Raw genomic sequence first — 20,650 nt, forward strand, 5'->3', positions numbered from 1 at the left:
CAAGGCTTCGAGGTGATCGTTCAGGCTGAAAAGCGAATGCGGGTCCATGATGACGCTCCATGATCGGGCGACATCAATGAATCATGACTGCATCAAAGCCGCCAAGGGTTTTTGCGGACGTCCAGCTACGAAACCTTGGCGCGCTGGACGCATCCGGAGTTTGGCCCCATTCCCCCCGAGACCTTTATTGCGCTCGCCGAAGCGAACCAGACCATCTTCAGCATTGGCGACTGGGTGCTCAATCAAGCATGCGCCCAAGCGGCGACTTGGGAGGAAGACACCAGCGTGTCTGTTAATATATCCCCTGTCCAGTTCCGCGACCCTACGCTCGCTTCCAGAATATCGTCCACCCTCGAGCAAACTGGACTACCACCGTCGCGCCGTATTTTAGAAATCACCGAAACAGCATTTCTATCTGCGTCAGACACAACACTATCGACATTGAAACACTTCAAAGACTTGGGCGTTAAATTTTCAATTGACGATTTTGGCACGGGCTACTCATCACTTCAGAGCCTGCTGCGCTTTGAATTTGACAAGGTAAAGATCGACCAATCCTTCATCCGCGAACTTCCACACTCAACCCGTGCTCGCGCCGTTGTTGAGATGGTCACACAAATCACCAAGAAGATGAACATTACCAGCACGGCTGAAGGGGTCGAAACTGAAGAGCAACTTGCCTGCCTAGCTGAGCTTCTTTGCCCAGAAGTCCAAGGGTTCCTGATAAGCTCACCGTGTCCATTAAATGAGCTTCCGGCGGAACTTCAGCCCAGAATAGCCGGACCAACCGCCGACGCTTTACTGCGCGCATAAAACTCGCCCACTGTTCGCGGGCTGCCTGTCGAAAATTGTTCACAAAATTAATCAAATTGACCAGCTACGCTATTGCAATAGCGCCCCAAATTGCTGCCAAATAGGGCTGCACAGCGCTGCCAAGGGTAAAAGATTCTACTCATAGGTTAGCGGCCCCCTTACACTGGAGACCAACCGCGTGAACCGATGCCCGGCATAACTATCGCTTTCTTGTGTGTCGTGCCCTTCATCGCCAGTGCACTGGTGCTGAACTTTCCTGCTGCTGCTCGAAATGCCGTTGCCTGGGTGGCCGGTGCTGTTTGCGCTGCGGGTCTTGCGGCAACGATCAGCTTTTTCCCACAAATCGCAACTGGTGGGGCTGTTCAACACACGATCGAGTGGATGCCTTCGGCAGGACTCAACCTCACGTTCCGCATGGATGGCCTTGCTTGGCTCTTCAGCATTCTGATCACCTTTATCGGCGTTCTGGTTGTTCTTTACGCGCGCTACTACATGTCGCCGCGCGATCCCGTTCCGCGTTTTTACGCCCTTCTGCTCGCCTTCATGGGCGCCATGCTCGGCGTGGTGCTATCCGGTAATGTGATCCAACTCGCCATTTTCTGGGAAATGACCAGCTTGGTCTCGTTCCTGCTGATTGGCTATTGGTATCACCGTGGTGACGCCCGCGACGGCGCGCGCATGGCGCTCATTATTACCGGCACGGGTGGACTCGCCCTGTTTGTGGCGCTGCTGCTGATCGGTCACATTGTTGGTAGCTACGAGCTCAACGACATTCTCGCCTCTGGCGATCTGATCGTTTCGCACGAGCTCTATCCGGTCACGCTGATCCTCTTCCTGCTCGGCGCTTTCACCAAAAGCGCGCAGTTCCCCTTCCACTTCTGGCTGCCGAACGCGATGACCGCGCCGACCCCTGTGTCGGCCTATCTGCACTCCGCAACCATGGTGAAGGCGGGCGTATTCATGCTCGCCCGCTTCTGGCCGGTTCTGTCGCAATCTGACCTCTGGTTCTGGATTGTTACCTATTCCGGCCTCGCAACGCTTCTGCTCGGCTCTTACGTCGCGCTCTACCAGCGCGATCTGAAGGGCCTTTTGGCCTATTCGACCATCAGCCATCTGGGCCTGATCACCACACTTCTCGGCATGGGCACACCGCTCGCTGCGGTCGCTGCGATCTTCCACATTGCCAACCATGCGACCTTTAAGGCGTCGCTGTTCATGGCGGTGGGCATCATCGACCACGAAACCGGCACCCGAGACATCCGCAAACTGTCGGGCCTGCGCAAGGCCATGCCATTTACCGCGCTGTTCTCGATCATTGCCTGCGCGGCCATGGCCGGCGTTCCGCTGTTGAACGGTTTCCTCTCCAAGGAAATGTTCTTCACCGAAACCGCAGAGTTCAACGAGAACCCCTTCGTCAACATCTCGCTGCCACTCATCGCAACGATTGCGGGCGCCTTCTCGGTCGCCTACTCGCTGAAATTCGTCCACGGCGTCTTCTTCGGCCCGGAAAGCACCGAGCTCGAAAAGACCCCGCACGAGCCCCCAGCGCTTATGCGTCGCCCGATCGAGCTCTTGGTTATCATCTGTCTCGCCGTCGGCATTGTGCCCGGCTTGACTATCGGACCTTACCTCGCTGCCGCTGTAGCCTCAGTACTTGGCCAAGATGTGCCTTACTACAGCCTGTCGATCTGGCACGGCTTCAACCTGCCACTGATCATGAGCTTGATTGCCCTCGCGGGCGGCGTGCTCATCTACATGCTTTACAACCGCCAGCTGCGCGACACCGATCAGGCGCCACTGTTCCGCGGCATCATCGGCCAGCGTATTTTTGAGCGTCTCCTGCTGACGGCGACCAATCGTTGGGCCAAGAACACCGTCCAAAAGCTCGGCACCACCCGTCTGCAAACACAGCTGCTTATCGTGGTGCTCGCCTCCCTCTTCGCGGGCTTTGGCGCCGGTTGGGCACGCATGGGCAATCTGCCGCTGCCGGAGAGCTTCGATCCGATTTTGGCCATTGTCTGGCTCTTGGGCGGTTTCAGTGCTCTGGCCGCAGCACAGCAAGCCAAATTCCATCGCCTTGCCGCGCTCATTCTCATGGGCGGAGCGGGTCTTGCGACCTGCCTAACCTTTGCGTGGTTCTCCGCGCCAGATTTGGCGCTGACCCAACTTCTGGCCGAAATTGCCACGACCGTGCTGATCCTTCTTGGCCTGCGTTGGCTGCCAAAACGCAGTCCCGTTGCCGAAGACACCACTTGGGCCGTTCGCATTCGCCGTCACCGCGACTTCGCCATTGCCACCGCAGTTGGCCTCGGCGTTGGCCTGGCCGCCTATGCCATCATGACCCGCCCCGCCGTCGATGGCATCTCGCGCTACTTCGTCGAGAACGCCTACGCCAAGGGTGGTGGCACCAATATCGTCAACGTGATGCTGGTCGACTTCCGCGGTTTTGATACCTTGGGCGAAATCACTGTTCTCGGCGTTGTCGCGCTCACGGTCTTCGCCCTGCTGCGCCGCTTCCGTCCAGCCAGTGACTCTGTCTCTCGCCCTGAACAGCAGGTCGCGCAAGCCACCTTTGCCGAAACCGAAGAAGACGACCGCAAGGCGCTCAACGAGTTCATGCTCGTCCCAGCCCAAATCATGCGCTGGCTCTTCCCGGTCATTGTAACCATTGCGCTCTACATGCTGTTGCGTGGCCATGATCTACCAGGTGGTGGCTTTATTGCCGGCATCATCATGTCGCTGGCCTTCATTCTCCAGTACATGTCGAATGGCATTCGCTGGGTTGAAAGCCGCCTCCGTATCCGTCCGATCCTCTGGATTGGTTGGGGCCTAATGGCAGCCTTGGTCACGGGTTTGGCGTCTATGGCCCTCGGTTATCCGTTCCTCACGACGGCTTTCGCCTATCTCGACATACCGCTCATCGGCAAAGTGCCGCTAGCGAGCGCTCTCATTTTCGATATTGGCGTGTTCACACTCGTGGTCGGCGCAACTGTGCTCTTGCTCATTGCTCTCGCCCACCAGTCCATCCGTGGACCAAAGCCTGCCTCAGCGCCGCGCCGTAAGCCAACCAAGGGAGCTGATCAATGGAACTGACCCTTGCCATCGCCATTGGCGTTCTCACCGCGTCCGGCACCTATCTCGTCCTGCGTCCTCGCACCTTCCAGGTGATCATTGGTCTGTCGCTCATTTCCTATGGCGTGAACCTATTCATTCTCTCGATGGGCCGCCTGCGTACGGATGCCCCACCGATCATCACAGACAAAGCAAACATCGACCCATCTCAATATGCTGACCCGGTTCCGCAAGCGCTGGTTCTGACCGCAATCGTCATCGGCTTTGCGATGACTGCTCTTTTCCTCGTCGTCATGCTGGCCACCCGTGGCCTGTCGGGCAATGACCACGTCGACGGAAAGGGGAGCTAAGGATGGATCTCGCTCACGTCGCTATTCTACCGATCCTCATTCCGATGATCGCCGTCATCACCAATCTGCTGATTGGTGATGGTCGCAGCGATCGTTTCGTCGGATTGAACATCGCTTTCGCCGCAATGAGCGTACTGGTTGCAGTACTGCTCGTCGCTTCGATCATTCTAGCTGGCGATGCGGCAGTGGCCGTTTACCCGCTTGGCAATTGGCCCGTACCGTTCGGCATTGTGCTGGTTGCGGACCGACTGGCCGCAATCATGGTGCTGCTCACAGCGGTCCTCGCCTTTGCTGCCTTGGTGTTTGCATCGGCCCATTGGTATCGCAATGGCACGAACTTCTTCCCACTCTTCCACGCCCTGACCATCGGTCTTTATGGCGCGTTCCTGACTGGGGACTTGTTCAACCTTTTCGTCTTCTTCGAAATCCTGCTGGCCGCGTCCTATGGTCTGGTTTTACATGGTGGTGGTCGCAATCGCGTCCGCCCTGCCCTGCACTATATCGCCGTCAATCTGGTCGCCTCATCGCTCTTCCTCATCGGCGTAGCCTTGATCTATGGCACCACCGGCACCTTAAACATGGCCGATATCGCTCGCGTATCGGCGCAGTTGGGTGAAGAGAACCGCGGTCTTTTTGAAGCAGGCGCTGCTATTCTCGGCGTTGCTTTCCTCGTCAAGGCTGGCGCCTGGCCCCTGCACTTCTGGCTCCCGACCGCCTATTCGGCAGCAGTTCCGCCGGTCGCAGCCCTCTTTGCGATCATGACAAAGGTCGGCTTCTATGCCCTCTTGCGTCTCTGGACCCTCGTCTTTGGCGAAGGCAATGATTTCGGCCAGAACACGCTATTCGTGCTCGGCCTTCTCACCATTGCCTATGGCAGCTTGGGCGTACTGCAGTCCAAGGCTCTCGATCGCCTCGCCAGCTACTTGATCATCGTTTCTGCAGGCACGCTGCTGCTCAGCGTTGCCTATAACGACCCCGGCGTCACAGCTGGCGCGCTGTTCTACGTGATCGTCGCAACTCTCGCAGCGGGTGCCCTGTTCCTCCTCAAAGACATCATCGACCAAGGCTTGCCCGCGGAAGCGCAAGTTCTCGCCGTTTCGCTCGAATTCTACGGCGACGAAGAAGATGAAGAGATCGACGAAGATCAGGAAGTTAGCCCCACCATTCCCGCCGGAACGGCGCTGATCAGCTGCTGCTTCGCCATTATCGCCCTGTTGATGGCGGGCCTGCCGCCTTTTGCTGGCTTCTTGTCGAAGTTCATCATGCTGTCCTCAGCGTTCGACGCAAGCAATGCTCCAACTGCGGCGACCTGGTGGTACACTGCGGCAATGATCATTTCAGGGCTCTTGGTGCTCATCGCCATGGTGCGTAACGGCATCAACATCTTCTGGACCTCCATGCCTGAAGAAGGCATCCAGGTGCGGGTGGCCGAAATTCAGCCCATCATCGGCTTGATTGGCATCTGCGTGCTAATGACCTTGTTTGCCGGGCCCATCCTCGACATCCTCAACGACACGGCCGCCCTCTTGCATTCGCCTCAGGCCTATATCGACGCTGTCTTCACCAGCATGAGGAACACACAATGAGCAGGCTGTTCCCCTATCCTGTCCTCTCGCTCATGCTGCTGTTGTTGTGGCTCACGCTGCAGCAATCTGCCGGGCTCGGCCACATCATAATGGGCATCGCCATAGCGATTGCCGTGCCCCACTTCGCACTCCCCGTTCTGCCGGATCGTGTCCGCATCAAACGGGTCTTGCCCTTGGTCAAAATGACCTTTGTTGCAGGGCTCGACATTATCCGGTCGAATTTGGCCGTGTTCACTATTCTCATTCAGAGACGACCAAAGCCCACGGCCGAGTTCATCGAGATGGAACTCCAACTCACCAATGAGTTTGCCCTGGCCATCTTGGCCTGCATCGTCACCGCCACGCCGGGCAGTGCTTGGCTGCAATACGACAAAGAACGTAATGTCGTATTGCTCCACGTGTTCGATCTGATTGATGCCGATGAATGGATCAACACCGTCCGCAATCGCTACGAGAAACCGCTGTTGGAGGTATTCCAATGAGCCACGATATTCTGATGTGGAGCATTACCAGCGCACAGGTCATGCTTGCGGCCGCGATGCTCGCGACCCTCTATCGTATGTTCATGGGCCCGCGCGCCCAAGATCGCATCCTGGCGCTCGACGCTCTATACGTCGTCGCCATGCTCCAGCTGATCGCTTTGGGCATTCGCACGGCGAACCAAATTTACTTTGAACTGGCCATGCTGATCGGACTTTTGGGCTTTGTCGGCACCGTCGCCTTGGCAAAGTTCCTCATGCGTGGCGAGGTGGTGGAATGATCCCAGATCTTCCCCTCTGGCTCGCAATCATCGTTTCGGCATGCGTGGTTATTGGCTCTTTGCTTACTCTTGCAGGGTGCCTTGGCCTGGTACGGCTCAATGATTTTTATCTGCGCATTCATGCCCCCACGATGGGCACAAGCATGGGTGGCGGACTGATCCTCTTGGGCTCGGCAATCTATTTTACCGTCATCCAAGTGCGTCCTGTCTTCCATGAGATCGCGATTTTTGTCTTCATGACACTCACGACCCCGGTGACGCTGATGCTGCTCGCACGTGCGTCCTTGTTCCGGGATCGCTATGAAAAGGCATTGACGGAGGCCAATAAGGCCGAAGACGTCAAGATCGAGAACCAGCCTACAAACTAGTAGCGGCGTCCAAGAACGCGGTTCGCAACCTCATTATTTCGGCGTGAAATCATGCCGGGAATAAGCAAGGCATCAATGAGCCACCACGCGCCCATGATGAACCACAAAAATGCGAACAGTCCGAAGCTGACAAAAGTCAGCAGCGCAAAAAGCGCAGACATCGCCAGCATGATAAAGCCGCTTACCACACGCCCGAGGTAAAAGCGGTGTACACCGATATAGCCGAGGAAAAACCACAGCACATAGGCGATGATCGGGGACTTCTTTTCGATGTCATACTGCGCGTAAGCACGATCTTGCGTCATTTCTTCTCCTAGAAAATTGCGCCTTATGTGGTGGTGGACCCACCAAAATACAAGCGTATCAACGGAACCGCGCTTGACCTTGTTCCGAGACAAAGCGACAAAGCTCCCATGCGCGATGGCGATATCATTCACGGCCTGATTAGAGGCCTATCGGTTATCGAATGTTTCGATGAGGAACATTCACGGATGTCGATCACCGAAGTTTCTGCACGAACGGGCCTTGAGCGCGCCACGGCACGCCGATGCCTGCTCACGCTCGTGCATCAAGGCTATGCCACTTATGATGGTAAATTCTTCCAGCTCACGCCGCGCGTCCTAAAGCTGGGGCATTCCTACCTCGCCACCACGCCCCTACCCCGCCTGATCCAGCCATTTCTGGAAGAGCTATCGCGCGATACGCATGAGTCCACCTCGGCCGCCGTCTTGGATGGCACCGACATTCTCTATGTTGCACGCGTCTCCACCCGCCGTGTGATGTCCATCAACCTTGCCCAAGGCGCGCGCCTACCGGCATACTGCACCTCCATGGGACGCATATTGCTGGCCGCCCTGCCACAAGACCAAGCGCGCGACATTCTCGAACGCTCTGAGCTAATCGCCTACACAGAGCGCACCAAGGCAGATATGCCCTCAATTCTGACAGAGCTGGCCGTTGTCGCTGCTCAGGGCTTTGCGGTCATTGATCAAGAGCTCGAACTCGGTCTCTGCTCCATCGCTGTGCCGCTCTATAACACGTCCGGTAAGGTCGTCGCTGCGGTCAACATCGGCGCCCAGACAGCACGCGCTCCGACCTCGAAAATGATCGCGCATTTTCTACCGCTCATCCGCAAAATTCAGTCCGAGCTGCGCCCCCTCCTGCGCTAATCGTCTCAGATTCTCCGTGTCACACTCCGTCACATAAGCTGTCACACAGCGTATCATCTTTCATTTTGTCATTCTAAACCAGCATCTTAGTGCGTCACATACCTGTCACCGAACTGCAATAAATCTGTCGCCGTGCAGCAATATGGTCCTCCACGTTCAGGGCGGCCAGACAGATGGCTGGCCAAGACCTAAAACGAATTTCGAGAGGGAATTCCCTATGAAGATCGCACTCTACGCTAGCACCGCTGTTGTCGCTCTCGCCGCTTTTGGCACTGTCGCCACTCAGGCTCGCGACACCATCCAGATTGCTGGCTCCTCGACCGTTCTCCCATTCTCTTCCATCGTCGCTGAAGAGTTTGGCGCGACCTTCCCTGAATTCAACACACCAGTGGTCGGCTCGGGCGGCACCGGTGGTGGCCTCCGTCAGTTCTGCGAAGGCGTTGGTGAAAACACCATCGACATCGCCAATGCATCGCGTCCAATCCGTGACAGCGAGCGCGAAGCTTGCAACGCCGCTGGCGTGACCGACATCCGCGAAATCCAGTTCGGCTTTGACGGCATTGTTTTCGCATCGGCCGCGTCGGGCGCTGATTTCGCCCTGAAGCCAGAACACGTCTACAAGGCCATCGCGGCTAAGGTTCCTGTTGATGGTGCCCTTGTCGACAACCCATACACCACTTGGGACCAAGTCGACCCATCCCTGCCGAACCAGCCAATCGCCCTCGCGATCCCTGGCTCGAACCACGGCACGCGCGAGGTCTTCCAGGAGAAGGTTGTCGCTCTAGGTGCTGAAGCCGTCGGCCTGCCAGACGGCCTTTCGGAAGAAGAAGCCGAAGCCGCTGTCACCACCTTCCGTCAGGACGTCGTTGTCGAAATCGCCGGCGACTACACCGAAACTCTGGCTCGCCTGACCGCAGACAAGAACACCATCGGCGTGTTCGGCCTTTCGTTCTACGACCAGAACAAGGACACCCTCAAGGTCGCGACCATTGATGGCGTTGTTCCTTCGCTCGAAACCGTTGCTGCCGGCGAATACCCAGTTTCCCGTCCACTCTACTTCTACGTCAAGGGTCAGCACATCGGCACGATCCCGGGCCTAGCTGAATTCACTGAATACTTCATCTCTGAAGGTATGTCGGGTCAGGGTGGCACTCTCGAATCCGCGGGTCTGATCCCGCAGCCGGCAGAAGTCACTGCCGAAGTACTGGCTACCTTCCTGGGCCAGTAATTCTCCCAAACAGCGGGCCGCATCTGATGCGGCCCGCATCTCTTAGGGCCAGTAAGGACCCCACAAAGTGAACACAGCGATCGTTGCCGGATTACTCATCGTCCTGCTTGGTCTTGCTTACCAGCTCGGCTGGTCCAAGAGCCGCGCTCTCGCAACGCCAAACGGCGTTCGCGTCCATTCTCGTTCCCAATATCACGGCTCCCTCGCCGCGATTTGGACTCTGGTGCCTGCCGTTCTAGTGCTGGCCATCTGGGCCTTTTTCTCCCCCGGCGTCACCCATTGGTTCACGGTCTCGCAGATCCCAACGGATGTTCTCACGGGGCTCGACCAAATGGGCCTCAACGCCCAACTCAAGCGCATTCAGGATCTTGCCTCTGGCTTCGGTGTCACTGGCGAGCTTTTGCCGTTTGAACAAGCCGCAGGCGAAAATCTGGGACGTTTCCAGCTTCTCTCTTTCCTGATCATGCTGGCGTCGGCAGCCGGTCTGGGCATCCTCGGCCTAAACCTTGCCCGCCGCCGCATCAGCCCGCGCCTTCGCGCCCGAAACGAGGTTGAACGCGCCATTTCCTGGCTGCTGATCGCCTTCTCGGCGGTCGCAATCCTCACCACCGTAGGCATTGTTGCCTCGCTGGTCAGTGAAGCGCTGCGTTTCTTCACCTTCGTCAATCCGCTCGATTTCTTCTTCGGCACCGTCTGGGCGCCAAAGTTCTCCTCCACCGGGTCGGGTGATGCCGGGTCTTATGGCCTACTCCCTCTCCTGGGCGGTACGCTGATGATTTCAGCCATTGCCATGCTGGTTGCGGTACCGATCGGTCTGATGACCGCCATCTACCTCAACCAATACGCCCATAAAAAAGTCCGCGCAGTCATCAAGCCAGTGATCGAAATCCTCGCGGGTATTCCAACCATTGTTTATGGCTTCTTCGCACTCGTCACAGTCGGCCCCTTCCTACGCGACTTCGGCGCATCCATCGGCATCTCGATCAGCGCCACCAGCGCTCTGACTGCCGGCATCGTCATGGGCGTGATGATCATCCCGTTCATCTCCTCCCTGTCCGACGACATTCTCAATCAGGTTCCGCGTACGCTCCGTGACGGTGCCTACGGCCTCGGCGCCACCCAATCCGAAGCCATCCGTAATGTGCTTCTGCCAGCAGCTCTTCCGGGCATTGTCGGCGCATTCCTCTTGGCCGTGTCCCGCGCCATTGGCGAAACCATGATTGTGGTTCTCGCTGCCGGTAACGCTCCGATCCTGCGCGGCAATCCGCTAGAGCCTGTCTCCACCATCACCGTGTCGATTGTAAATCAGCTGACCGGCGACACCGACTTCACCGGCCCACAATCGCTGGTTGCCTTCGCCTTGGGCCTGACGCTCTTCGTCATGACTCTGTGCCTGAACATTGTCGCCCTCTACATTGTCCGCCGCTTCCGGGAGCAGTACGAATGACCAACACTGTCCTCGACACTGCCGCCGAACGCCGTAAACGCGTCCGCGATGGACTGGCGCGCCGTCACCGCACCGAAAAGCTCTTCCGGGGCTTTGGCATCGTCGCCATTGCGCTGGCTCTCGGCTTCGTCGCCATTCTGTTCACCGACGTTCTTCGGAAGGGCGTTCCAGCGTTCATGCAGTCAAACCTGCATCTGGAAATCACCTACGACCCTGAACTGATCAAGATCGAACCAGCGCCTGTCCGCATCGCCGGTCAGTCCGACGCTGAGTTCAACGCCGCCAATATGGCCTGGCAGCGTAAGCTCGCCATGCTCAACTGGAACAACGTCATTGAAGCCTCCCTGCGCAAAGCAGCGCCGGAAGGGTATGAGATCGACACCCGCCAGCTTCTGACCATTGCAGAGACCGCCGCCCGTCACGAAGTCCGTGAGCGTCTCGTCGCCGACCCATCCCTGATGGGCCAAACCGTGCAGATGGAGCTTCTCGCTTCGGCCAATGCCGATAACTGGATCAAGGGCAATATCGACCGCAGCTTGGGCGACGGTCAGCAACAGCTCTCGGCCCCTGCGCGTGCGCTCATCGACATTTTCGAAGAAGACGGCACCATCACGCAGGGCTTTGCCTGGACGCTTCTCTCCAGCGTTGATAGTCGCTCCGCTCCGGCGTCGGCTGGCCTCTTGGGCGCCTTCATGGGCTCGCTCTGGATGATGCTGATTGTGGTTGTTCTCGCCGTGCCAATTGGCGTCGGCAGCGCGATCTATCTGGAAGAGTTCGCTCCCAAGTCGCGCCTTACCGACTTGATCGAAGTGAACATCAACAACCTTGCGGCTGTTCCCTCGATCGTCTTCGGTCTTCTGGGCGCTGCAGTGTTCATCAACTGGTTCCGCCTCCCCATCTCTGCGCCCTTGGCCGGAGGTCTCGTCCTCACCTTGATGACGCTTCCGACCATCATCATTGCCACCCGCGCAGCATTGAAGGGCGTTTCCCCGGCCCTGCGCCAGGCCGCGCTCGGCATGGGTGCCTCCAAGACGCAGATGGTGTTCCACCACGTGCTGCCCGTGACCTTCCCGTCGATCCTGACCGCCACCATCATCGGCGTCGCCCAGGCGCTAGGCGAAACCGCGCCGCTCCTCTTGATCGGCATGAACGCATTCGTCGCGTCGGTCCCTGGTACCCCGCTCGATCAGGCAACCGCCCTCCCCGTTCAGATCTACCTCTGGCAGGGCAACGAAAACCGCAACTTCTTTGAAGCCCGCACCTCCGCCGCTATCATGGTCCTGCTGGCCTTCATGATCTCCCTCAACGCGATCGCGATCTTCCTCAGATCCCGCCTCGAAAAGCGCGCATAAGGATCACAAAATGGATATTCTTGCCTCCAAGGCCAAGACACCCCACACTGCCCTCGGCGCAAATACGGATCTGTCTGAAATGATCGCGCATCCCATTCGTCTGACTGCCCGCGATGTCACCGTGCACTATGGTGCCAAGCAAGCCTTGCACGGCATTTCCATTGACATCCCAGATCGCTCTGTCACCGCTTTCATCGGTCCATCGGGCTGCGGTAAGTCGACCTTCCTGCGCTGCATCAATCGCATGAACGACACCATTGAAGGCGCCAAGGTTGGCGGTAAAATCGAACTCGACGGTCAGGACATTTACGCGCCAGACCTTGACGTGGTTGAACTGCGCGCCCGCGTTGGCATGGTGTTCCAAAAGCCGAACCCGTTTCCGAAGTCGATTTACGACAACGTCGCCTACGGCCCACGCATTCACGGACTTGCCCGCAATAAGACCGATCTCGACGCTATCGTCACCTCCTCGCTGCAAAAGGCAGGTCTCTGGAACGAAGTGAAGGATCGCTTGCAGGAACCAGGCACCGGCCTGTCCGGCGGTCAGCAGCAACGTCTGTGCATTGCCCGCGCCATCGCCGTTGGCCCAGAAGTCATTCTCATGGACGAGCCCTGCTCGGCCCTCGACCCGATTGCAACCGCCATCATCGAAGAGCTCATTGACGAGCTGCGGACCAATTACACCATCGTCATCGTCACCCACTCGATGCAGCAGGCAGCCCGCGTCTCGCAAAAGACTGCCTTCTTCCACTTGGGTAATCTGATTGAACAGGGCGACACGGAAGACATCTTCACCAACCCTGTCCACAAGCAGACCCAAGACTACATCATGGGCCGTATCGGTTAATCTAAGGGGAGAGCACAGCCATGCCACACAATACCGGCACAGAGCACATCGTTACCTCGTATAACGAAGAACTTCTCGCCCTCGCGCAGGCCATCGCCGAAATGGGTGGTCAGGTGGAAACGGCTGTCGAAAACGGCACGCGCGCCCTGCTCAAGCTCGACCGCGAACTGGCTGACGTGACCATCATCGCCGACCAGCGCATTGACGACATGCAACGCAAAATCGACGAAATGGCCGTGTCCATGATCGCCCGTCGTCAGCCAATGGCGTCCGACCTGCGTTCGATCATCACCGCCATCCACGTGGCGTCGGATCTTGAGCGCGTTGGCGATATGGCCAAGCAATTGGCCCGCCGCTCGCTCAAGCTCGAAACGATCAACCTGCAGGCCTCGTTCTACAGCGGCGTCCGTAACATGACCGCTCTCGTGCTCGGTCAGCTCAAGGAGGCGCTCGACGCCTACGCCAATCGTGATGCGGAAGCTGCCGTTGACGTTTGCAATCGTGATGATGATGTCGACGCCATGCACACTTCCCTGTTCCGCGAACTCCTCACCTATATGATGGAAGATCCGCGCAACATCACTTCTTGCACCCAGCTTTTGTTCTGCGCCAAGAGCCTTGAACGTGTAGGCGACCACGCAACCAATATCGCTGAACGCGCTTACTATCTTTCGACTGGTAAGCAGCTCACCAGCGACGTCCAAGAACTCCAACGTCAGCAGATCAAAGCCTAAGCGCCAATTTCGTCACGTCGCCCAATCGGCGTGACGAACTCTTCGAAAATCCCCTATATTGAGTAACGGTCCCTACGGGCCGATTGACGGAGCACGCCCATGCCCGCGACGATCCTTGTTGTCGAAGACGAAGCCGACATCTCCCTGCTCCTGCAATACAATCTGCAGGCTGAAGGCTTTGATGTCGTCACAGCGGAAACCGGCGATGAAGCGCACCACGCCATCGCAGAACGCGTCCCTGACCTGATCTTGCTCGATTGGATGTTACCCGAAGTTTCCGGCATCGAAATCTGCCGTCGCCTGCGTGCGCGTGAAGAAACCGCCCGCGTTCCAATTATTATGCTCACGGCCCGCGGCGAAGAAGAAGAGCGCGTACGCGGTCTCACCACCGGCGCAGACGATTACATCGTCAAGCCATTCTCTGTCCCCGAACTCGTCGCCCGTATTCAAGCGCTGCTGCGCCGGGCGAGCCCAAGCCTTGTGACGAACGCGCTTAAGGTTGGTGAGCTTGAGCTAGACCGCACCACTCACCGCGTCAGCCGTGGGTCCCGAGACATTCACCTTGGGCCGACAGAATATCGCCTGCTCGAATACCTCATGACCCATCCGGGCCGCGTCTACACCCGCGAGCAGCTTCTCGACGGCGTTTGGGGCAATGACGTCTATGTCGACGAACGCACTGTGGACGTCCATATCGGCCGCCTCCGCCGCGCCATCAACCGTGGCAAGGAAGCCGACCCCATCCGCACGGTCCGCGGCGCCGGCTACTCCTTCGACGAACGCTTCTCGCAACTGGCTTAGATCGCGTGCCCTTAGGCACAACAAGGTCTGACACTCGGCACTGTTTTCTGGTCACCGCAAGTCGCCGCTGATCAGAAAAAAGCCAAAAAATCTCTCTGCGCGGGGCGCATCGAAACTGTTTTGCGTGTTCTACGAGGCCCAATAACGCAATCCACCAAATCAGACGCTTGACGTGTAAAGTCCTTTCATATCATAGAATTAACCATAATATTCTTCGTGTCTCCTGATTTGTTGAGCAGCGCCAAAAGCTGCAGATTGCCGCGCCACTATGTTGTCAAAGCCAATTGCCGTTGTACCGGCGATCGTCGCCCTACTTGCTGCTACCAATATCACCGCAGCGCAGGCCCGAGATATCACCATCAGTGAAGGTCAAACCGGAGGTGCTCAGAGCCTTTCCGGGATCGGGGACACGCTCTTTATCGCAAGTGGTGGCACCTTGGACTCCACAAGCAACGTGATTTCCATCACCGGCTTGGATACGGTGATCACGAACTACGGTACGATCGAAAATCGCGGAAGCGCCACCTACGCGCTGGAAACGCTGGCAGCTAACACGCGAGTGGTCAATCACGGCGGCATCTTCTCCTACGAAGACTGCTCCTATGGCGTCTACGCCACTGGTGATTATTTCACACTCACCAACACCGGAACGATTGAGACCAAGGGCAGCTGGGCGGGCACAGGTATCCAGGTCGAAAACAGCGCCAATAATGTGCTCAATGTGACGTTGGACAATAGTGGCAGCATCATCACCCACGGCACACAATCCCACGGTATTAGCCTTTACGGCACCAGTTCACGCATCACCAATACGGGCAACATTAGGACAGCGGACCACGGCAGCGCCGGTATCTATGTCTACTCCCCCACGACCCAAAGTGATATTGTCATCACCAACTCCGGGACCATCCATGCAAAGGGTGGAGAGTACCAAACCTCTTCTGGCGGCTACGTCCAGAGCCATGGCATCCAAACCAATGCCGCCAATGTTCACATCATCAACAGCGGCACCGTAATCAGCGAACAGTTCGACGCTTTCGCAATGGGCTTTGCCAATAGCAAACTTACGCTCTTGCCCGGCTCTGTGGTTTCTGGTGGCATTCGCTTCTCGCAGGCTGCAACGGGCTCTCTCGAAATCGGCAACGGCCTTGAAGGCGTTATCAAGATCACTGGAGAGTTGCGCGACGATCAGATCGAAACGCATGGCCAGGCCTATACCCGCGCTGTCACAACCGAAGCCACTGAGCACCGCCGCAATGGCGATGCCGCGACGAGCACCTACACAACCTTCACCGTTGTTTCCACCGCCTCCATCGAAGCGGCCAACACCGCGACTGTTCAAACTGCTAGCACTGTAATATCCAATATCGCCAACCATACTGGCGATCGCCGTCAAAGCCTGCCGCGCAGCACCTCGGCTCTGGGCTATGCTCCGTCCCCGGCGACACCAGACTTCCCTGATTTTGCCCCTAGCGACGATTTTGGCGCATGGGCCAGCGCTTATGGCGAACTCACTGCCCCAGCTTCGGGCAAGATCGGCTCCAAGTCCTTGCAAGGTGGTGCACTGGTTGGCTCAGACGTAAAACTCTCTGATGATAGCCTCGCGGGGCTTTTCGTTGGCCTCGGTCGTGGCCACGTCGAGACGGTTTCCAAGTCCGAACTCGATGTCACGTCTCTGCTCGGCGGCGGCTATGCCTCGCTGGCTGTTGGGTCCGTGTTCATCGACATCAACGCGACGCTTGGCGTTTCCGCCAATGACAGCGCGCGCCGCTTCGTCAACAACACGGTCGCAGCAGGGTATGAAACAGCCTATGCCAACTATGTTAGCATGTTCGCCAGTCCGTCGATCAAACTCGGCATGGACCAGGATCTCGGCTTCGCTCGCCTAACTCCGAGCGTCACCTTGACCTATGCTGGCATTCATCAGGCTGGTTATTCGGAATCAGGCTCCTCTGCCAATGTCACCATGGGTTCCAGCTTCTCGCACCTGCTCAATGCCCGTGCAGAACTTGAACTCGGCACTATCGACCTCGGCGAAGCGGGCAGTGGCTGGAGTGGCAGCGCCAAGATTGGTGCCGATGGCACATTGACCTATGGCGGCACGACCGATGCTCAAGTGCTCGGCACGACACTAAGCCTTGCGGGCAACTCGACCAATGCCGCGCGCGGCTTCATCGGTGCCAATGCCCAATACCAGTCCGGCACCTACAGTTTTACCGCCGGCACAGAACTCGGCCTCAACACCCAAGGCATGGTCTCGGCCAGCCTACGCGGCGGTGTCGGAATGCGTTTCTAAAGCCAGCAGTTGTCTCCAACTCAAATCGCTCGCCACTGGCGGGCGATATTGGTTTCGACGTGGTTCACGTTCTCGCTGTACGTTCCTCACAGCTCAGCTAGTCTCCTAGCAACCATTTGAGTCGGAACTTCATGACGTCCTTTTCAACGCAGCGGGTCAACCCGCTCTACCTGCTCGCTGCGTTCGCCAGTGGGTGCTTACTCACCCTCGCAGTTTTCTTTAACGGTGAGGCCGGTCGCTATGGCGGCGGCATCTTTTCATCGTGGCAGGCTCATGGTGTCGGCACGGTCGTTGCAATGCTGCTGCTCGCCATCATATGGCGCAAGGAACGCGCCAAAGCCGCCGCTGCCAAGGCCATTTATGGCAAGGCCCCCCTCTGGGCCTATCTCGGGGGCGTGTTTGGTGGTTTGACCGTTATTCTAACGTCCTACTCAGTCAATTCGCCCATCGCCTTGGGCGGCACTTTGGCGATTGGCCTCGTGGGTCAGTTCGCGCTTTCGCTTGCCGCTGATCACTGGGGGCTGCTGGGCTTGCCGAAGCGCAAGCTCGACCTGCGCGACGGCGCCGCCGTACTACTGATTTCCGCTGGTAGCATGATCATCATTCTCTTCGGCGTCGGTGCAGCATGATCGGCCCCATTATCTCTGCCTTCGTGATCGGCCTGCTGATCATCCTCAGCCGTCAGGTCAATGGGCGCGTCTCCGTCTCCACTACCCCACTCATTTCGTCCTTTTGGAACCATATCGTCGGCTTCGTGTTCATGACCATCCTCGGTCTTGCCGTGGGTGGGCTCATTCCAGAAAACATCGGCGATATTCCGCTCTGGGTATATTCGGGCGGCGCAATCGGCGTGATCTTTGTCGCCGCAGGCTCTTTCCTCATCACCAAGATTGGCGCGACCAATACAACCCTATTACTCATTGCTGGTCAGATGATTTCGAGTGTCGTTCTCGACATGCTGCGCGGCGTACCCCTGACCATGTGGGCGAGCGTCCTGGGCATTGTGCTAATCCTTGCAGGCATGGCGCTGACCCAACGTCCCGCTAAAGACCAAGCCGAATAAAAAAACGGGGCCCGAAGGCCCCGTTCGCATTTCCTATTTAGCCGGCAGCTGTGTAAGCCGTCTTCACCACGGTGAAGAATTCTGCCGCATAACGGCCCTGCTCGCGGGGGCCGTAGCTCGATCCCTTGCGACCACCAAACGGCACGTGGAAGTCCACCCCGGCCGTCGGCACATTGACCATCACCATGCCCGCTTCGACATTGCGCTTAAAGTGCGTCGAGTATTTGAGCGAGGTGGTGACAATGCCTGCCGACAGACCGAACTCGGTGTCGTTACAGATCGCCAGACCTTCTTCGTAATCCTTGACCTTGATCACCGCTGCAACCGGCCCGAATATCTCTTCGCGCGCGATGCGCATGGAATTGGTCGCTTCAGTGAACAGCGCGGGCTGCAGGAAGTAGCCCTCTGTATCCTTCTGCACACGACCACCACCCGCGACGAGTTTCGCGCCCTCGGCCTGACCAATTGCGATGTAATCGGTGTCCTGCTTGAGCTGGCTCGGATCGACGACTGGCCCGATTTCGGTATCCTTGTCGAGCGCCGCGCCAACACGCAGATTGCGCGTGCGCTCAGCCAAATCTTCGACGAACTTGTCGTGAATACCTTCCGTGACAATCACGCGGCTGGATGCCGTGCACCGCTGGCCGGTCGAGAAGAAGGCCGACTGCGCCACGCTCTCGACGGCGACTTTGAGGTCCGCATCATCGAGCACCAAAACCGGGTTCTTGCCGCCCATTTCCAGCTGGAACTTACGATTGTGCTTGATCGAGGCTTCCGCCACGCGACGGCCAGTGCCAACCGAACCGGTAAAGCTAAGCGCCGCGACATCAGGGCTATCCAGCAGTGTCTGCCCGACGACAGAGCCCTTGCCCATGACCAGATTAAGAACACCCTTCGGCAGGCCCGCGCGCTGCAGAATGTCGACAATTGCCCAGGTGGAAGCTGGCACCAAATCCGCGGGCTTGATGACAACCGTGTTGCCATAAGCGAGCGCTGGAGCAATCTTCCATGCCGGGATCGCAATGGGGAAGTTCCAAGGCGTGATAATCCCCACGACGCCAATTGGCTCGCGGGTGATTTCAACGCCAACGCCCGGACGAACCGAAGCCATAACTTCGCCTGTCAGACGCAGCACTTCGCCCGAGAAAAAGTCAAAGATCTGCGCAGCGCGGGTCACTTCGCCAATTGCTTCTGGCAGTGTCTTGCCTTCTTCGCGCGCCAACAGCTCGCCCAGTTCGGCCTTGCGCGCCAAAATCTCGTCGGACGCTTTGCGCAGAATGCCATGACGCTCAAGCAGCCCTGAACGCGACCATGCTGGGAATGCGGCCTTAGCTGCCGCGATCGCCGCTGTTGTGTCGTCAACTGATGCGCGCGCATAGACGCCCACAACATCCGAAAGGTTGGATGGGTTGATGTTTTCTACGCCGTCAGAGCCGACCCACTCGCCGTCGATAAGGTTCTTAAACAGTTCAGTCATGAATGTGCCTTTCAGCAATGGGTCACAAGAGGTCCGCGCGAGCAAGATCGCGCAGCAAATGGCTCGCGCCATAGATCCAGGGTGGACAAACAGTTGAGAGATTAACCCGGTTGCGCAGTGTGCCAAGGCTTGGCGTCGAAACAGAGACAACGTCCCCAAGTTTATGGGTAAAGCCCATGCCCTGCCCGCCGCGATCCTTCACCGGGGCAAACATCGTCCCCAGATAAAGCACAAGACCGTCTGGATATTGGTGATGTTCGCCAATCGTGGCGGCAACCAGCGATTCAGGCGTGCGCGAGATTTGCGCCATGTTGGAATGGCCATCGAGTTCAAAGCCGTCTTCGCCTGCAACCCGTAAGGCGATCTCAGCGTTTTTGACGGTGTCGAGAGTGAACTCGCCATCGAACAGGCGCACGAATGGGCCGAGCGCGGCCGAAGCATTATTGTCCTTCGCCTTGCCCAAGAGCAGCGCCGAACGTCCTTCAACGTCACGCAGATTGACGTCATTGCCCAAGGTCGCGCCGATAATCGCGCCCTTGCTGGTCACCAGCAGAGCCACTTCCGGCTCAGGATTGTTCCAGCTCGAAATCGGGTGCAGGCCAACTTCGGCACCAAAGCCAACAGCGCTCATCGGCTGGGACTTGGTGAAAATCTCGGCATCCGGTCCAATCCCAACTTCGAGATATTGGCTCCACACGCCCTTGGCGATCAGCGCGGCCTTGACCTTCATGGCGCTGTCCGATCCCGGAACCAGTTCGCTGAGGTCTGTACCAATCAAGTCGAGAATTTCGCTACGTAGAGCATCTGCACGGCTCTTGTCGCCGCGTGCTTGCTCCTCAATCACGCGCTCAAGGAGCGACACCACAAAGGTCACCCCCGAAGCTTTCACCGACTGCAAATCAATTGGCGCGAGAAGCCGGGCGACATCATCGCGTGGGGAAGCCGCCTCCGAATTCGCGAGCACGGCCTCGACAGCACCGACAGCAGTGCCCGCCACAGTGCGCACATGCTCGGTGGCTCGCCCGCTTTCGGCAATATCGCGAACCGTAGCAAATCCCTTGGCGGTGATGTCGACGAGTTGCCCGTCCCTAACGGTCACAATGCGCGGATATGCATATCCCGGCACCATTGCACGTCCCAACAACACTCCACCCGGAACCAAGCCCATATTCGCAACCTCTTTTGCCTCTGGCCGCGACTGCACCGCAGCCCGCGCCCTCCCATGACGCAAGGGTATAAGTCATACTTTTCTGGAAAGGAAGGGAAAGTGGGCAACATCGCTTTGTC

Annotated in this window: 20 protein-coding genes; 17 read left to right on the forward strand and 3 right to left on the reverse strand. The window is 57.8% G+C overall.

The window, feature by feature from the left end; all coding sequences use genetic code 11:
• The first annotated feature begins 111 nt into the window (after positions 1-111).
• From HKD40_RS14055 to mnhG, 7 genes are all read left to right on the forward strand, one after another.
• A complete protein-coding gene (locus tag HKD40_RS14055) occupies positions 112-813 on the forward strand; it encodes an EAL domain-containing protein (protein ID WP_282567899.1) in 702 nt (233 codons plus the stop codon).
• Between the two features lie 186 nt (positions 814-999).
• Positions 1,000-3,906 (forward strand): monovalent cation/H+ antiporter subunit A, encoded by a 2,907-nt coding sequence (locus HKD40_RS14060; RefSeq protein ID WP_169196417.1) that lies wholly within the window; start codon positions 1,000-1,002, stop codon positions 3,904-3,906.
• Entirely contained in the window at positions 3,897-4,235 is a 339-nt protein-coding gene (locus tag HKD40_RS14065) for a Na+/H+ antiporter subunit C (RefSeq protein ID WP_169196418.1), read from the forward strand. Before HKD40_RS14060 ends, HKD40_RS14065 begins: the two co-directional genes overlap by 10 nt.
• A gap of 2 nt (positions 4,236-4,237) precedes the next feature.
• Positions 4,238-5,821: a monovalent cation/H+ antiporter subunit D gene (locus HKD40_RS14070; RefSeq protein ID WP_169196419.1), complete on the forward strand. Its 1,584-nt coding sequence runs from the start codon at positions 4,238-4,240 to the stop codon at positions 5,819-5,821.
• Positions 5,818-6,303 (forward strand): Na+/H+ antiporter subunit E, encoded by a 486-nt coding sequence (locus HKD40_RS14075; RefSeq protein ID WP_169196420.1) that lies wholly within the window; start codon positions 5,818-5,820, stop codon positions 6,301-6,303. The genes HKD40_RS14070 and HKD40_RS14075 overlap by 4 nt, the downstream gene beginning before the upstream one ends.
• Positions 6,300-6,581 carry a K+/H+ antiporter subunit F gene (locus tag HKD40_RS14080; protein WP_169196421.1) on the forward strand — a complete coding sequence of 94 codons (282 nt, stop codon included), beginning with the start codon at positions 6,300-6,302 and terminating at the stop codon, positions 6,579-6,581. The genes HKD40_RS14075 and HKD40_RS14080 overlap by 4 nt, the downstream gene beginning before the upstream one ends.
• Positions 6,578-6,949, forward strand: coding sequence for a monovalent cation/H(+) antiporter subunit G (mnhG, locus tag HKD40_RS14085; RefSeq protein WP_169196422.1), 372 nt, complete (start codon positions 6,578-6,580; stop codon positions 6,947-6,949). Before HKD40_RS14080 ends, mnhG begins: the two co-directional genes overlap by 4 nt.
• Here the strand turns inward: mnhG and HKD40_RS14090 are convergent.
• Complete coding sequence (locus HKD40_RS14090; protein ID WP_169196423.1) at positions 6,946-7,254, reverse strand: TM2 domain-containing protein; 309 nt, start codon at positions 7,252-7,254, stop codon at positions 6,946-6,948. The genes mnhG and HKD40_RS14090 overlap by 4 nt on opposite strands.
• 108 nt (positions 7,255-7,362) lie before the next feature.
• On the opposite strand from HKD40_RS14090, the gene HKD40_RS14095 reads away from it, so the two are divergent.
• The 10 genes from HKD40_RS14095 to HKD40_RS14140 all read left to right on the forward strand — a co-directional run bounded on the left by HKD40_RS14095 (position 7,363) and on the right by HKD40_RS14140 (position 17,886).
• Positions 7,363-8,118, forward strand: a complete 756-nt coding sequence (locus tag HKD40_RS14095; RefSeq protein ID WP_169196424.1) for an IclR family transcriptional regulator — start codon at positions 7,363-7,365, stop codon at positions 8,116-8,118.
• Between the two features lie 217 nt (positions 8,119-8,335).
• Positions 8,336-9,346 carry a substrate-binding domain-containing protein gene (locus HKD40_RS14100; RefSeq protein WP_169196425.1) on the forward strand — a complete coding sequence of 337 codons (1,011 nt, stop codon included), beginning with the start codon at positions 8,336-8,338 and terminating at the stop codon, positions 9,344-9,346.
• A 67-nt stretch (positions 9,347-9,413) separates the two neighbouring features.
• Positions 9,414-10,793, forward strand: a complete 1,380-nt coding sequence (gene pstC, locus HKD40_RS14105) for a phosphate ABC transporter permease subunit PstC (protein WP_169196426.1) — start codon at positions 9,414-9,416, stop codon at positions 10,791-10,793.
• Complete coding sequence (pstA, locus tag HKD40_RS14110) at positions 10,790-12,145, forward strand: phosphate ABC transporter permease PstA (protein WP_169196427.1); 1,356 nt, start codon at positions 10,790-10,792, stop codon at positions 12,143-12,145. The genes pstC and pstA overlap by 4 nt, the downstream gene beginning before the upstream one ends.
• A gap of 79 nt (positions 12,146-12,224) precedes the next feature.
• On the forward strand, positions 12,225-12,992 hold the full coding sequence (gene pstB / locus HKD40_RS14115) for a phosphate ABC transporter ATP-binding protein PstB (protein ID WP_216860349.1): 768 nt from the start codon (positions 12,225-12,227) through the stop codon (positions 12,990-12,992).
• A gap of 20 nt (positions 12,993-13,012) precedes the next feature.
• Positions 13,013-13,726, forward strand: a complete 714-nt coding sequence (gene phoU, locus HKD40_RS14120) for a phosphate signaling complex protein PhoU (protein WP_169196429.1) — start codon at positions 13,013-13,015, stop codon at positions 13,724-13,726.
• A 99-nt stretch (positions 13,727-13,825) separates the two neighbouring features.
• Complete coding sequence (phoB, locus tag HKD40_RS14125; RefSeq protein ID WP_169196430.1) at positions 13,826-14,527, forward strand: phosphate regulon transcriptional regulator PhoB; 702 nt, start codon at positions 13,826-13,828, stop codon at positions 14,525-14,527.
• A gap of 268 nt (positions 14,528-14,795) precedes the next feature.
• The gene (locus HKD40_RS14130; protein WP_169196431.1) at positions 14,796-16,823 is read left to right on the forward strand and encodes an autotransporter outer membrane beta-barrel domain-containing protein; all 2,028 of its coding nucleotides are present in this window, start codon (positions 14,796-14,798) and stop codon (positions 16,821-16,823) included.
• Between the two features lie 131 nt (positions 16,824-16,954).
• Positions 16,955-17,452 (forward strand): DMT family transporter, encoded by a 498-nt coding sequence (locus HKD40_RS14135; protein WP_169196432.1) that lies wholly within the window; start codon positions 16,955-16,957, stop codon positions 17,450-17,452.
• The gene (locus HKD40_RS14140) at positions 17,449-17,886 is read left to right on the forward strand and encodes a DMT family transporter (RefSeq protein ID WP_169196433.1); all 438 of its coding nucleotides are present in this window, start codon (positions 17,449-17,451) and stop codon (positions 17,884-17,886) included. The genes HKD40_RS14135 and HKD40_RS14140 overlap by 4 nt, the downstream gene beginning before the upstream one ends.
• Positions 17,887-17,923: 37 nt before the next feature.
• On the opposite strand, the gene HKD40_RS14145 is transcribed toward HKD40_RS14140, so the two are convergent.
• On the reverse strand, positions 17,924-19,363 hold the full coding sequence (locus HKD40_RS14145) for an aldehyde dehydrogenase family protein (RefSeq protein WP_169196434.1): 1,440 nt from the start codon (positions 19,361-19,363) through the stop codon (positions 17,924-17,926).
• Positions 19,364-19,385: 22 nt separating this feature from the next.
• Complete coding sequence (locus HKD40_RS14150) at positions 19,386-20,531, reverse strand: fumarylacetoacetate hydrolase family protein (protein WP_248306081.1); 1,146 nt, start codon at positions 20,529-20,531, stop codon at positions 19,386-19,388.
• Positions 20,532-20,650 lie beyond the last annotated feature (119 nt).

The organism is Devosia sp. MC1541 (assembly GCF_012847305.1).
GTDB lineage: Bacteria > Pseudomonadota > Alphaproteobacteria > Rhizobiales > Devosiaceae > Devosia.

Excerpts from the sequence above, each read along its gene's own strand:
- pstA (WP_169196427.1), top strand. The coding sequence starts at position 10,790 with ATGACCAACACTGTCCTCGACACTGCCGCCGAACGCCGTAAACGCGTC.
- HKD40_RS14065 (WP_169196418.1), top strand. The coding sequence starts at position 3,897 with ATGGAACTGACCCTTGCCATCGCCATTGGCGTTCTCACCGCGTCCGGC.
- HKD40_RS14070 (WP_169196419.1), top strand. The coding sequence starts at position 4,238 with ATGGATCTCGCTCACGTCGCTATTCTACCGATCCTCATTCCGATGATC.
- HKD40_RS14080 (WP_169196421.1), top strand. The coding sequence starts at position 6,300 with ATGAGCCACGATATTCTGATGTGGAGCATTACCAGCGCACAGGTCATG.
- HKD40_RS14095 (WP_169196424.1), top strand. The coding sequence starts at position 7,363 with ATGCGCGATGGCGATATCATTCACGGCCTGATTAGAGGCCTATCGGTT.
- HKD40_RS14075 (WP_169196420.1), top strand. The coding sequence starts at position 5,818 with ATGAGCAGGCTGTTCCCCTATCCTGTCCTCTCGCTCATGCTGCTGTTG.
- HKD40_RS14140 (WP_169196433.1), top strand. The coding sequence starts at position 17,449 with ATGATCGGCCCCATTATCTCTGCCTTCGTGATCGGCCTGCTGATCATC.
- HKD40_RS14090 (WP_169196423.1), bottom strand. The coding sequence starts at position 7,254 with ATGACGCAAGATCGTGCTTACGCGCAGTATGACATCGAAAAGAAGTCC.
- phoU (WP_169196429.1), top strand. The coding sequence starts at position 13,013 with ATGCCACACAATACCGGCACAGAGCACATCGTTACCTCGTATAACGAA.
- HKD40_RS14135 (WP_169196432.1), top strand. The coding sequence starts at position 16,955 with ATGACGTCCTTTTCAACGCAGCGGGTCAACCCGCTCTACCTGCTCGCT.
- HKD40_RS14145 (WP_169196434.1), bottom strand. The coding sequence starts at position 19,363 with ATGACTGAACTGTTTAAGAACCTTATCGACGGCGAGTGGGTCGGCTCT.
- phoB (WP_169196430.1), top strand. The coding sequence starts at position 13,826 with ATGCCCGCGACGATCCTTGTTGTCGAAGACGAAGCCGACATCTCCCTG.
- HKD40_RS14130 (WP_169196431.1), top strand. The coding sequence starts at position 14,796 with ATGTTGTCAAAGCCAATTGCCGTTGTACCGGCGATCGTCGCCCTACTT.
- HKD40_RS14150 (WP_248306081.1), bottom strand. The coding sequence starts at position 20,531 with ATGGGCTTGGTTCCGGGTGGAGTGTTGTTGGGACGTGCAATGGTGCCG.
- HKD40_RS14100 (WP_169196425.1), top strand. The coding sequence starts at position 8,336 with ATGAAGATCGCACTCTACGCTAGCACCGCTGTTGTCGCTCTCGCCGCT.
- HKD40_RS14060 (WP_169196417.1), top strand. The coding sequence starts at position 1,000 with ATGCCCGGCATAACTATCGCTTTCTTGTGTGTCGTGCCCTTCATCGCC.
- pstB (WP_216860349.1), top strand. The coding sequence starts at position 12,225 with ATGATCGCGCATCCCATTCGTCTGACTGCCCGCGATGTCACCGTGCAC.
- mnhG (WP_169196422.1), top strand. The coding sequence starts at position 6,578 with ATGATCCCAGATCTTCCCCTCTGGCTCGCAATCATCGTTTCGGCATGC.